Source organism: Pseudomonas sp. QS1027 (assembly GCF_002814235.1).
In the GTDB taxonomy this organism is placed as follows: Bacteria; Pseudomonadota; Gammaproteobacteria; order Pseudomonadales; family Pseudomonadaceae; genus Aquipseudomonas.
In genome coordinates, this window is the sequence record NZ_PHSU01000009.1 from 78,642 (window position 1) to 91,150 (window position 12,509).

Here is a 12,509-nt window from a genome sequence, read left to right on the forward strand (position 1 = left end):
TGTCTTGGCAAGGGTGCATGTAAGATAGGCAACCGCCGGGACGTTTTGACGCATTCAGGGTCAGGATTCACCGGGCAAGTCCCGATAGAGCAGGAGTCATTCGATGGCCCGTATTAGTGTTGAACGTGCCCATGGCCTGGGCAAGGCCGGTGCACGCGAGAAGGCCGACCAGTTGGCGCAGAAGCTGGCCGGGCAGTATGGCCTGGAGCCGCAGTGGTCTGGCGATACCCTGAACCTCAAGCGTTCCGGGGTCAAAGGCGCGGTGCATGTGAGCGAAGAAACGATCCGCATCGAGGTCGAGCTGGGCCTGCTGATGTCGGCCATGAGCGGCACCATCAAGGCCGAGATCGAAAAGGCCCTGGACAAGGCGCTGGTCTGATTCGCGGTCCTTGTGGCTGCAAGGATCAGGGCATCCCTGCTGCCGGTTAGGGTGCCCATTCTAATTTTTGTCATTACTTTGTGCATAAGCCCCCATTCCGGTGGGCAGATCCTCCAACCCTTCACGTGTGAGGTGCACCATGGCCAAAGTAAGTCTGAAGAAAAAATCCGACGGTCAGCCAACCGCCCTGGCTGAGGTGAAAGTGTATGCCCGCAAGATCTGGCTGGCGGGTCTGGGCGCTTATACCAAGGTCGGCCGCGAAGGCAGCGAGTACTTCAAGGAACTCGTGGAAGCTGGTCAAGGCGTTGAAAAAGAAGGCAAAAAACTGATTGGCGTGCAGCGTGAAGCGGCCAACAGCCAGATCGATAACGTGAAGAGCGAAGTCACCAGCCTCAAGGGCAAGGTGGAAGAGCAGCTGGACAAGGTCGAGAAGGCCTTCGACAACCGTGTCGCCAGTGCCTTGAATCGCATCGGGATTCCGTCTAAACATGATGTGGAGACACTCTCTGCTAAGCTCGATGAGCTGACGGCATTGCTCGAACGTGTCGCGCGTAAACATTAAGGAGAACGGGATGGCTGGCAAAAAGAATACCGAGAAAGAAAGCAGCTCGTGGATCGGGAAGGTTGAGGAGTACTCCCGCAAAATCTGGCTTGCTGGTTTAGGCGTGTACTCGAAGATCGATACCGACGGCAGCAAACTCTTCGAGACGCTGGTGAAAGACGGCGAGAAAGCCGAGAAGCTGACCAAGACCGCGGTCGACAAAAAAGTCGATGCGGCCAAGGACTCCGCCAGTTCGGCCAAGTCGCGCATCGCCGGGGTCAAGGACCGTGCGCTGGGCAAGTGGGACGAGTTGGAAGGGGCTTTCGACAAGCGCCTGAACAGCGCCATTTCGCGCCTGGGCGTACCGAGCCGCAATGAAGTGAAAGCGCTGCACAGCAAGGTCGATACCTTGACCAAGCAGATCGAGGCACTCACCGGTCACTCGGTGCCCAAGGCCTCGGCGGGGACTGCAGCGGCCAAGCCCGCGGCGAAAGCGGCCGCCAAGCCTCTGGTTAAAGCGGCGGCCAAACCTGCGGCGAAAACCGCGGCCGCCAAACCGGCAGCTAAAGCGCTGGCCAAGCCTGCGGCGAAACCTGCCGCCAAGCCTGCGGCCAAACCGGCAGCAGCGGCGAAACCGGCTGTGAAACCAGCGGCCAAGCCTGTGGCAGCCAAACCGGCCGCCAAGCCAGCCGCAAAACCTGCGGCGAAACCAGCAGCGGCGAAAAAGCCTGCTGTTGCGAAGCCGGCTCCTGCTGCGGCAGCCAAGCCTGCTTCGGCTCCGGTATCGGCCGCCAACTCGGCTGCTCCGGCATCGGCATCCGCTCCAGCGGCTACGCCAACAGCACCGACGCCTGCTTCTCAAGCCTGAGTCGTCGCCCGCTGAATGAAAACGCCCGGCCTGTGAAGGTCGGGCGTTTTTGTGTGGGCCTGTCGAGCACCACTCTTGTAGGAGCCGGCTTGCCCGCGAAGAGGCCGGCACTGGCGCTACAGAAGCCAACGTTAATCGTGGTCCTCCAGGTAACGCAACGCCATCTGCTCCGTCACCAACCGCGCCGGGGGCAGCAGGTGCGGGGCCACCAGCATCATGATCTGGTACACCACCAGTCGGACTTCACCTTCACGCCCCAGGATCCGCTGGTAATCCAGGGAAAACAGCAGCGTCAGGGTAATCTGCTCCACCAACTGCCCCAGGGCCTGGGTTTCACTCAGCAGCATGCCTTGGGCCTTCAGCCGCGCCAGCAGCGACGCCAACGTCCGCTTGAGGGCATTGAGCAGAGTGCGAATGCCCTTGGCCAGCTTGGGCAAACGCCCGGACAGATTGGACAGGTCCTGGAACAGGAAACGGTAATGGGCCAGCCGCTCGACGATCAGGTGCAGGAAGAACCAATAGTCCTCGGGCGCCAGCCGGGCGTCGGCCGGCGGATCGAGCAGGGGCGCCAACTCGGCCTGGAAACGCTCGAACAAGCCCAGCACCAATGGCTCCTTGCCGTGGAAGTGGTAGTACAGGTTGCCCGGGCTGATCCCCATTTCATTGGCCACCTCCATGGTCGAAACGTTGGGCTCGCCTTTCTGGTTGAACAGTTGCAGGGCACATTCAAGGATCCGGTCGCGGGTCTTCATCCAGTCTTCTTAGGTCGTTCCGACCGTTCGCCACGGCTGTGGGTCAGCCGTGGCCGGTAATCATCAGCGCACTCGCACATAAGTGCCGGGTGCCGCCTCCATGGGTGGGTAATTGGCGTTACCCAGGGTCATCTGGGTTTCCCGCTGGGCCCCCGAACGTTCCTGGATCCAGCCCAGCCACTGGGGCCACCAACTGCCGTCAACCTGTTTGCCGTCGTAGTACCAGGCCCGTGGGTCACTGCTCAGCCTGGGGTTGTCGATGTAGTTGGCCTTGGGGTTGCTCGGCGGGTTGAGGATGCTCTGGATATGCCCGCTGTTGGACAGCACGAAGCGCCGATCGCCCCCCAGCAGCAAGGTCGAGCGATACACCGCGTCCCAGGGCGTGATGTGGTCGTTGATCCCGCCAACGCTGAAGCTGTCGACCGTGACCTTCTGCAGGTCGATGGGCGTGCCGCAGACTTCCAGGCCGCCCGGATGGCTCAGCGGGTTGTGCTTGAAGAAGTCCAGCAGGTCGCCGTGAAAGGCCGCGGGCAGGCGGGTGTTGTCGTTGTTCCAGTAGAGAATGTCGAACGCCGGCGGTTCCTTGCCCAGCAGGTAGTTGTTGACCCAGTAGTTCCAGATCAGGTCGTTGGGCCGCATCCAGGCGAAGACCCGCGCCAGGTCGCGACCGTCGAGTACACCTTGCTGGTAGGAGCGGCGCTTGGCGGCTTCCAGGGTCTGCTCGTCGGCGAACAGGGTCGCCGGGCTGTCCAGCTGGCTGTCGAGCAGGCTGACCAGGTAGGTGGCGCTGGACACCCGACGCAGTTGTCGCTTGGCCAGCAGGTGGCCTTGCAGGGCGGCGATGGTCAGGCCGCCGGCGCAGGCACCCATCAGGTTGACTTCGCGGCTGGCGGTGATCGCCCGGCAGATGTTCAGCGCTTCTTCCAGCGCCTCGACATAGCTGGACAGGCCCCATTCGCGGTGCCGCACATCCGGGTTGCGCCAACTGACGATAAACACCTGCAGGCCGTTCTTCAGCGCGTACTGGGCGAAGCTGTTGGACGGGCTCAGGTCGAAAATGTAGTACTTGTTGATCTGCGGCGGCACGATCAGCAGCGGCTTGGCGTACTGTTTTTCACTCATCGGCTTGTACTGGATCAGCTCCAGCAGCTCATTGCGAAACACTACCGCGCCGGGGGTGGTGGCGACGGTCTTGCCGACTTCGAACGAATGCTTGGTGACCTGGCTGGGCAGCCCGTTGTTGTGCAACAGGTCGTCCACCAGATGGCTGATGCCGCGCACGAGGCTGTTGCCGCCGGAGTTGAACACTTCCTTGATCGCCAACGGGTTGAGCAGGGTATTGGACGGCGCCACGGCATCGTTGAGCAGGGCGAAGACAAAGTGCGCGCGGGCGCGGTCGTCGTCGCTCATCCGGCTGTCGTCGATCCAGTGCTTGACCTGTTTCTGCCAGGTCAGATAGGCCTGCAGGCTGCGCCGGTAGAACGGGTTGAGGCTCCAGGCCGGGTCGGCGAAGCGCGGGTCGTTGGGGTTGGGCTTGTGCAGCGTGTCGCCGAGCAGCACCTTGCCCAGTTGTCCGCCCAGGGCCAGGGCATGCCGGGCGGTATGGATCGGGTTGCGCAGGCCGTGGGCGGCCACGCTGCGCAGGGTGGAAAACAGATCCCGGCCGCGCAGACCGGTAATCGCACTCTGTGCGTTGATGAACGCGGCGGGTGTGGGCATCGAGCCCGTCGCTGGTTTGTCTCGCATGAGTCAACACTCCTTCGTCATCAAGCTATCAACCAACACAGGGGGCCGCGACAGACGGGCTTGCCGGTCGCGGGCCTTGTGCGCCGCACGGACGTCCTGCCCGTGTGCGCTTACTGCCAGGGAATACTCCTAGGTACTTTTGAAAGGCGCCGGTTGCGGGTGCATCACCGCCCGTTGGCGTTCTTCCTGGAGGAACTTCATGATGATCGGTGCGACAGCCTCGGCCCGGGTGATCAGGAATAAATGGCCATCGTCGATTATGTGTAGCTGGGCATTGGGGATTCGCCAAGCCAGCAGGCGCATATTGATCAGCGGAATCAGCGGATCGTCGTCACCGGCCAGCACCAGGGTCGGCTGGCGGATCCTGTGCAGCCAGTGAATGCTGGTCCAGCCGAGGCCGGCAAACAGTTGCCAGTAGTAACCCAGCTTGCCGGCGGAGCGGACCTTGGCGGCATGTTCGGCGGCCAGGTGCGGGTCGCGACGAAAGGCGCCGCCGTAGATGGTCGGGGCAATGCGGATCACGTGGGACGGCTGGATATAGCGCCGTGGACTGGCCATGTTCCACAACACCTTGGGCTTGCCCGGAACCATCACCGCACCGGCAGCGGTGGCGGCGAGGATCAGCTTCTTGCAGCGTTCCGGGTAGTCATGGGCGAACTGCTGCGCCAGGGCACCGCCCCAGGACACCCCCACCACGTTGACCTGGCCGTAATCCAGGTAATCGAGCATGCGCGCGGTGAGCTTGGCCAGGCCGGGGAAACGATAAGGCCGGTTGGGGGTCGACGAACCGCCGACGCCGGGGACGTCGAAGGCGATGACTTCCAGGTCCGGGTCCAGGGCCTGGACGAACGGAAACACCAGCTCCAGGTTGGCGCCGATGCCGTTGAAAATCAGCAAGGGCGTCATATGAGGCTTGCCGGGGCGAACCGCGGTACGGATGGTCTGGCCATCCAGATCGATGGTTCGGAAGATGAACGGTTGCGGCATGCTCGAAGCCCTGTGGTTAAAACCTGTTTTTTCCTGATCTAACGCAGTCCCTGCTGGTTCAGGGGATGTCCTGATAGTGAAGCTGAATGCGGCCTTTGTGGGAGCCGGCAAGCCGGCCCCCACCGGTATCGCGGTGTTTTTAAATCCCTAGCGCTCGTGCACGTAAGTCCCCGGCGCCGCCTCGCCCGCCGGGTAGGCCTTGCTGCCCAGGCTGGTCGGTGATTTCTTCAGTTTGCCCGAGCGCTCGGCCTGCCACGTCTGCCAGTGCAGCCACCACGAATCGGTGTGTTTGGTGGAGTTTTCCTGCCAGTCGTCGGCCTTGGCCGGCATCTCGGTGCTGGTCATGTAACGGGATTTCGGGTTGCCCGGCGGGTTCAGTATGCTCTGGATATGGCCGCTGCTGGACAGCACGAACTCAACCTTGCCGCCGAACAGTTGCGCCGACTTGTAGCAGGACTTCCAGGGCGTGATGTGGTCGTTGGTGCCGGCCAGGGCAAAGATATCGGCGTCGACCTTCTTCAGGTCGATCGGCGTGCCGCACACTTCCAGGGCGCCGGGGCGTATCAGTGGGTTGTTCTTGAACATCTCGATCAGGTCGCCGTGGAAGGCGGCCGGCAGGCGCGTGGTGTCGTTGTTCCAGAAGAGGATATCGAACACCGGCGGTTCGTTGCCCAGCAGGTAATTGTTGACCCAGTAGTTCCAGATCAGGTCGTTGGGGCGCATCCAGGCGAAGACCTTGGCCATGTCGCTGCCTTCCAGCACGCCGGCCTGGTAGGAGTGGCGCTTGGCGGCTTCGAGGGTCTGTTCGTCGACGAACAGCGCGACCTGGGTGTCGAGGGTGGTGTCGAGCACGCTGACCAGCAGGGTCAGGGCGTTGACCTTCTTCTCGCCGAGGGCGGCGTAGTGGCCGAGCAGGGCGGTGCAGGTGATGCCGCCGGAGCAGGCCCCGAGCATGTTCACGTCCTTGCTGCCGGTGATGGCGGTGACCACGTCGACGGCTTCCTTGAGGGCGTCGATATAGGTCGACAGGCCCCACTCGCGCTGCGCCTTGGTCGGGTTGCGCCAGCTGACGATAAAGGTCTGCACGTGGCTGCGCAGGCAGAAGCGCGCCAGGCTCTTGTCGGGGCTGAGGTCAAACACATAGAACTTGTTGATCTGCGGCGGCACCACCAGCAGCGGCCGCTCATGCACCTGCTCGGTGACGGGGCTGTACTGGATCAGCTCCAGCACATCGTTGCGAAACACCACCGCGCCTTCGGTGGTGCCCAGGCTCTTGCCGACCTCGAAGGCGCCCATGTTCACCTGGCTGGGCATGCCGCCGTTGTGCACCAGGTCCTTGGCCATGTTCGAGAGACCGTCGAGCAGGCTCTTGCCGCCGGTTTCGAAGAAGCGCTTGACCGCCGCCGGGTTGGCCGCGGTGTTGGTCGGGGCCATGGCCTCGGTCATCAGGTTGATGACGAAGTGACCGCGACTGATGTCCTGTGGCGACAGCGAACTCTCGTCAATCCAGGCATGGAGCTCCTTGCGCCAGGCCAGGTAGGTTTGCAGGTAGCGTCGGTACAACGGGTTCTGGCTCCAGGCCGGATCGTTGAAGCGACGGTCATCGCCTTCCGGCTGCAGGCCGGACTTGCCCAGCAGCACGTTCTTGAGTTCGACGCCAAAATGGGCGACATGCTTGACGCTGTGGATGGGTTGTTTGATGGCTTGGGTCAATACCATTCGTGCAGAAGTAAGAAGATCCTTTCTACGCAAGCCGACGACGGGGTTCAGGCCCAGGGTGTTTTCCGAGGCTTGCCGCTGCAGGTCATCGTTGTTCTTGTTACTCATCTACGACGCTCCATTGTCCTGAGACGAGTACCGGGTACAGCTGTGCAAATGGCACAGCGAATGCCAAGTACTACTGCTCGGGTGACCGTTGATTGCGCATCGTTAAATGCACGGAACTTGCCAGTTCCATTGGTTACCCGAGTTTGATTTTTTTCGCAAGCGGGCCAATCGTTAGCCACGCCGTGGGGGATTGAATCAGATGTGATTAGAAAATGCCCTCCAAAACGACCGGAGGTCCGGACTAGAGCATCAGCCTGACGACCGACTCGGACGGGTCGCGGGATTTTCCGGCCGCTTTCAGTTCGGCAAGATAATCGGCCCACAAGTCATCCTGGCGACGGGCCAGCTCGTAGAGGTAGTCCCAGGTGAACAATCCGCTGTCATGACCGTCGTCGAAGGTCAGTTTCAGTGCGTACTGGCCGGCGGGTTCGAGTTTGCTCAAACCGACGTTGAGCTTGCCGAACTGGAGGATGGGTTTGCCGTGGCCCTGGACTTCGGCGGAAGGCGAGTGCACCCGCAGGAATTCGGCGGGCAGGTGGTATTCCTCGTCCGGGCCGTATTTGAGGGTCAGGGTTTTCGAGGCTTTGTGCAGGTTGATGGCGGTGGGAAGTCGGGTGGTCATGGGAAGCCTGCGATCCGTCTGTGTAAGCGAATCCTGTAGGAGCAGGGCTTGCCCGCGAAGGGGGCCTTGAAGGCGCCAAAAGCTTCGCGGGCAAGCCCTGCTCCTACAGGGGCGCGGTGTGCTCCTTAGAGGATATACCGCGACAGGTCTTCGTTCTTCGCCAATTCACCCAGGTGGCTGTTGACGTAGTCGGCGTCGATGCGGATCGGTTCCGCGTGAGCGCTGGCCAGGTCGCCGGCGCTGAACGAGACTTCCTCCAGCAGGCGCTCAAGCAGCGTGTGCAGGCGACGGGCACCGATGTTCTCGGTCTTCTCGTTGACCTGCCAGGCGATTTCCGCCAGGCGCTTGATACCGTCCGGCAGGAACTCGATGGTCAGGCCCTCGGTTTTCAGCAGCTCGCGGTACTGCTCGGTCAGCGAAGCGTGGGGTTCGCTGAGGATACGCTCGAAGTCTTCCGGGCTCAGGGCCTTGAGTTCGACGCGGATCGGCAGGCGGCCTTGCAGCTCGGGCACCAGGTCGCTCGGCTTGCTCAGGTGGAACGCGCCGGAGGCGATGAACAGGATATGGTCGGTCTTGACCATGCCCAGCTTGGTGTTCACCGTGCAGCCTTCGATCAGCGGCAGCAGGTCGCGCTGCACGCCTTCACGGGAGACATCGGCACCGCCGACGTTGCCGCGCTTGGCGACCTTGTCGATTTCGTCGATAAACACGATACCGTGCTGTTCGACCGCTTCCAGGGCCTTGGCCTTCAACTCCTCGTCGTTGACCAGGCGCCCGGCTTCTTCGTCACGGACCAGCTTGAGCGCTTCCTTGACCTTGAGCTTGCGGCTCTTGCGCTTGCCCTTGCCCATGTTGGCGAACAGGTTCTGCAACTGGTTGGTCATCTCTTCCATGCCCGGCGGCGTGGCGATCTCGACGCCGTACGACTCGGCCACTTCGATTTCGATCTCCTTGTCATCCAGCTGGCCTTCGCGCAGGCGCTTGCGGAACAGCTGGCGGGTGTTGGAGTCCTGGGCTGGAGCTGCGTCTTCGTTGAAGCCCATGCGTGCCGGTGGCAGCAGGGCGTCGAGGATACGTTCCTCGGCGGCGTCTTCGGCGCGATGGCGGACCTTGACCAGCTCCTGCTCGCGCAGCAGCTTGATCGCGGCGTCGGCCAGGTCACGGATGATCGATTCGACGTCACGGCCGACATAGCCGACTTCGGTGAACTTGGTCGCTTCGACCTTGATGAACGGTGCGTTGGCCAGTTTGGCCAGGCGCCGGGCGATCTCGGTCTTGCCGACACCGGTCGGACCGATCATCAGGATGTTCTTGGGGGTCACTTCGACGCGCAGCTCCTCGGGGAGCTGCATCCGCCGCCAGCGGTTGCGCAGGGCAATGGCGACGGCGCGCTTGGCATCGTCCTGGCCAATGATATGGCGATTGAGTTCGTGGACGATTTCGCGGGGGGTCATGGACATAATATGTGGGTCCTCAAGCGGGAACGGGCAGCCGGACGGGCTGGTTATTCCGCGAGGTCCTGCTCCTCGATGGTGACGTTGTGATTGGTGAAGACGCAGATGTCAGCGGCGATACCCAGGGCGGCTTCGACGATTTCCCGGGCCGACAGGTCGGTATTCTTCAGCAGCGCGCTGGCTGCGGCCTGGGCGTAGCCACCACCGGAGCCCATGGCGATCAGGCCATTTTCCGGCTCAACGACGTCGCCGTTGCCGGTGATGATCAGTGAAGCATCTTTGTTGGCGACCGCCAGCATGGCTTCCAGGCGGCTCAGGGAGCGGTCGGTGCGCCACTCCTTGGCCAATTCGACAGCGGCGCGGACCAGATGACCCTGGTGTTTTTCCAGCTGGCCTTCGAAACGTTCGAACAGGGTAAAGGCGTCGGCGGTGGCACCGGCGAAACCGGCGATGACTTCACCGTGGTAGAGGCGCCGGACTTTTTTCGCATTGCCCTTCATGACGGTGTTGCCGAGGGAAACCTGGCCGTCGCCACCCATGACGACTTTGCCGTGGCGACGAACTGAAACGATGGTGGTCAAGGGAGAATCTCCACGCAGCGGGGCGAAAATGCCTGATGGAAACTCATATGGGGGTGGTGGTGGGTTTTTCAACCGTGGGCAGGATGAGGGGATGAGTGGTGTAGGCGGGCGAGGTTTGTTTTGTCTGATCGATTGCCATCGCCAGCAAGCCGGCTTGCTGGCGATAGGGCCGCGAGGGCGCCAGAGCCCTTGCCGGCAAGCACCACCTCCAGAGGTTTCGCGCCCGTCAGCGGCTCTGGCGCTGCTGCAGCAACAGGTTGTTGAAACCGCTGCCGGCCAGTTGTTTCTGGGCCTTGGTCAGCTGTTCGCGGTTGCTGAACGGTCCGACCAATACCCGATACCAGGTCTCGTCCTTCACGGTCCCGGACTCCACCGCCACCGCCTGCCCGAGCAGGATGATCTGCGCCCGGACCTTGTCGGCATCGGCTTCCTTGCGGAACGAGCCGGCCTGCAGGAAGAACTGCGTGACTGCGGCCGGTTTGGTCACTGCCACGGGTGGCGGCGGTGGCGGGGTAATCCCGGACAGCGCGGCCTGGGCCCGTGCGGTATCGATCTTCGCCGCTTCGGCCGGGGTCACCGGGGTGGTTGGCGTCGGCACGGGCTGCGGCGTCGGCAGGGTTTTCTCCGGCACGGCTTCCGGCGGCACGATCACTTCCGATTCCGGCAGCAAGGTGTAGAAGTCGTACTTGGGCTTGACCGGCTGGGTCGGGCTCGGCGGGGTCTTGTTGGCTTCGGCGATCTTGCTCGCCTTCAGCTGTTCCTGCCTGACCCGTTTGACGTCATCGCCCTTGCCCGGCTCCAGCTTCATCAGGAACACGATGAAGGCGCCCACGCTGAGGCCGATCGCCAGCCACAACCAGCCCGGGATCGGCTTTTTCGCAGGAGCTTGGTAACGGCTGGCGCCACGTTTGGGTGCTGGGGTTTTCTTGGCAGCCAACTTACATACGCTCCAGGGTTTCCAGACCCAGCAATTCCAGGCCTTGCTTGAGGGTGCGACCGGTCAGCGCGGCGAGGCGCAGGCGGCTCTGTTTCTGTTCGGCGGTGTCGGCGGACAGGATCGGGCAGTTCTCGTAGAAGCTGGAGAACAGGCCGGCGACATCGTACAGGTAGGTGCACAGCACGTGCGGCGTGCCTTTTTCGGCAACGCTGCCGAGGACTTCGCCGAACTGCGCCAGTCTGGCGGCCAGTTCATGCTCGTGGGGCGCTTCAAGGGCGATCTGCCCTTCAACCTGGCTGAAATCCGTGCCCAGTTTGCGGAACACGCCGGCCACGCGGGTGTAGGCGTACAGCAGGTACGGCGCGGTGTTGCCTTCGAAGTTGAGCATCAGCTCGAAGTTGAAGCTGTAGTCGCTGGTGCGATGCTTGGACAGGTCGGCGTACTTGACCGCGCCGATGCCCACCACGCGTGCGATGGTGCGCAGTTCGTCTTCGGCCAGCTCCGGGTTCTTTTCCTTGACCAGCAGATAGGCGCGGTCCATGGCCTCGGTCAGCAGGTCGATCAGCTTCACGGTGCCGCCATCGCGGGTCTTGAAGGGACGGCCGTCGGCGCCGTTCATGGTGCCGAAGCCCATGTGCTCCATTTCCATCGGGTGGCCGACGAAGCCGGCCTTGCGCGCCACCGCGAACACCTGCTGGAAGTGCAGGGCCTGGCGTTGGTCGACGAAGTACAGTGCACGATCGGCTTTCAGCACGTTGCTGCGGTAGCGCACGGCGGCCAGGTCGGTGGTGGCGTACAGATAGCCACCATCGGCCTTGACGATGATCACCGGCAGCGGCTCGCCTTCGGCATTCTTGAACTCGTCGAGGAACACGCACTGGGCGCCGTTGCTCTCGACCAGCATGCCCTTGGCCCGGAGGTCGTTGACCACGTTGATCAGGTCGTCGTTATAGGCGCTTTCGCCCATGACGTCGGCCATGGTCAGTTTGACGTTGAGCAGCTCGTAGGTGCTTTGGCAGTGGGACAGGGAGATATCGGTAAAGCTTCTCCAGGCCTTGATGCACGCCTCGTCGCCGGCTTGCAGGTCGACCACCAGCTTGCGCGCGCGGTCGGCGAACGCCGGGTCTTCGTCAAAGCGCTTCTTGGCCGCGCGGTAGAAGTCCTCCAGGTCCGACAGAGCGCTTTTGAGCATGTCGGGATTGTCTTCGAGCATGGCCATCAGCATGCCGAACTGGGTGCCCCAGTCGCCGACGTGGTTCTGCCGGATCACGGTGTCGCCGAGGAACTCGAGGACGCGCGCCACGCCGTCGCCGATGATGGTCGAGCGCAGGTGGCCGACGTGCATTTCCTTGGCCAGGTTGGGGGCCGACAGGTCGACCACCACCCGCTGTGCCGGGCCGGCCTTGCGTACGCCGATGTGGGCGTCGGCGAGGGCGGCGTCCAGGCGCGCGGCCAGGGCCTGGGTGTTCTGGAAGAAGTTGATGAAGCCCGGGCCGGCGATCTCGGCCTTGCTCACGCTGTCGGCGGCGGGCAGGGCGGCGATGATCTTTTCCGCCAGGTCGCGGGGTTTGAGGCCGGCCGGCTTGGCCAGCATCATCGCGATATTGCTGGCGAAGTCGCCGTGGGTCTTGTCCCGGGTGTTTTCCACCTGAATCGCCGGCGTCAGCCCTTCAGGCAACACACCTTCGGTGACGAGTTGGGTGATGGCTTGTTGGATCAGCTGGCGAATGGTGTCTTTCATGGTCTTCTCTTTCGACCGCATGCGCGGCGGCGCTTCGATGCGCAGGTGGAAAAACTGGGCATTATCCGTTGCCG

The 12,509-nt window shown here is 62.6% G+C and carries 12 protein-coding genes; 3 read left to right on the plus strand and 9 right to left on the minus strand.

The window, feature by feature from the left end:
• Positions 1 to 103 precede the first annotated feature (103 nt).
• From CWE01_RS10120 to CWE01_RS10130, 3 genes are all read left to right on the plus strand, one after another.
• On the plus strand, positions 104 to 379 hold the full coding sequence (locus CWE01_RS10120; RefSeq protein ID WP_100940390.1) for a polyhydroxyalkanoic acid system family protein: 276 nt from the start codon (positions 104 to 106) through the stop codon (positions 377 to 379).
• 139 nt (positions 380 to 518) lie between these two features.
• The gene (locus tag CWE01_RS10125; protein WP_100940391.1) at positions 519 to 941 is read left to right on the plus strand and encodes a phasin family protein; all 423 of its coding nucleotides are present in this window, start codon (positions 519 to 521) and stop codon (positions 939 to 941) included.
• 10 nt (positions 942 to 951) lie between these two features.
• The gene (locus CWE01_RS10130; protein WP_100940392.1) at positions 952 to 1,788 is read left to right on the plus strand and encodes a phasin family protein; all 837 of its coding nucleotides are present in this window, start codon (positions 952 to 954) and stop codon (positions 1,786 to 1,788) included.
• 131 nt (positions 1,789 to 1,919) lie between these two features.
• Here CWE01_RS10130 and CWE01_RS10135 read toward each other — a convergent pair whose 3' ends face one another.
• The 9 genes from CWE01_RS10135 to argS form a co-directional block, all read right to left on the minus strand.
• On the minus strand, positions 1,920 to 2,540 hold the full coding sequence (locus tag CWE01_RS10135) for a TetR/AcrR family transcriptional regulator (protein ID WP_100940393.1): 621 nt from the start codon (positions 2,538 to 2,540) through the stop codon (positions 1,920 to 1,922).
• Between the two features lie 63 nt (positions 2,541 to 2,603).
• Positions 2,604 to 4,286, minus strand: coding sequence for a class II poly(R)-hydroxyalkanoic acid synthase (gene phaC, locus CWE01_RS10140; RefSeq protein ID WP_100940394.1), 1,683 nt, complete (start codon positions 4,284 to 4,286; stop codon positions 2,604 to 2,606).
• Positions 4,287 to 4,415: 129 nt separating this feature from the next.
• Complete coding sequence (gene phaZ / locus CWE01_RS10145; protein ID WP_100940395.1) at positions 4,416 to 5,273, minus strand: poly(3-hydroxyalkanoate) depolymerase; 858 nt, start codon at positions 5,271 to 5,273, stop codon at positions 4,416 to 4,418.
• 147 nt (positions 5,274 to 5,420) lie between these two features.
• Positions 5,421 to 7,100, minus strand: coding sequence for a class II poly(R)-hydroxyalkanoic acid synthase (gene phaC / locus CWE01_RS10150; RefSeq protein ID WP_100940396.1), 1,680 nt, complete (start codon positions 7,098 to 7,100; stop codon positions 5,421 to 5,423).
• Between the two features lie 241 nt (positions 7,101 to 7,341).
• Positions 7,342 to 7,722, minus strand: coding sequence for a gamma-butyrobetaine hydroxylase-like domain-containing protein (locus CWE01_RS10155; protein ID WP_100940397.1), 381 nt, complete (start codon positions 7,720 to 7,722; stop codon positions 7,342 to 7,344).
• A gap of 125 nt (positions 7,723 to 7,847) precedes the next feature.
• Positions 7,848 to 9,182, minus strand: coding sequence for an ATP-dependent protease ATPase subunit HslU (gene hslU / locus CWE01_RS10160; RefSeq protein ID WP_100940398.1), 1,335 nt, complete (start codon positions 9,180 to 9,182; stop codon positions 7,848 to 7,850).
• A 44-nt stretch (positions 9,183 to 9,226) separates the two neighbouring features.
• Complete coding sequence (gene hslV / locus CWE01_RS10165; protein WP_100940399.1) at positions 9,227 to 9,757, minus strand: ATP-dependent protease subunit HslV; 531 nt, start codon at positions 9,755 to 9,757, stop codon at positions 9,227 to 9,229.
• A 226-nt stretch (positions 9,758 to 9,983) separates the two neighbouring features.
• Positions 9,984 to 10,694 carry an SPOR domain-containing protein gene (locus tag CWE01_RS10170; protein ID WP_100940400.1) on the minus strand — a complete coding sequence of 237 codons (711 nt, stop codon included), beginning with the start codon at positions 10,692 to 10,694 and terminating at the stop codon, positions 9,984 to 9,986.
• A 1-nt stretch (position 10,695) separates the two neighbouring features.
• A complete protein-coding gene (gene argS / locus CWE01_RS10175; protein ID WP_100940401.1) occupies positions 10,696 to 12,435 on the minus strand; it encodes an arginine--tRNA ligase in 1,740 nt (579 codons plus the stop codon).
• Positions 12,436 to 12,509 lie beyond the last annotated feature (74 nt).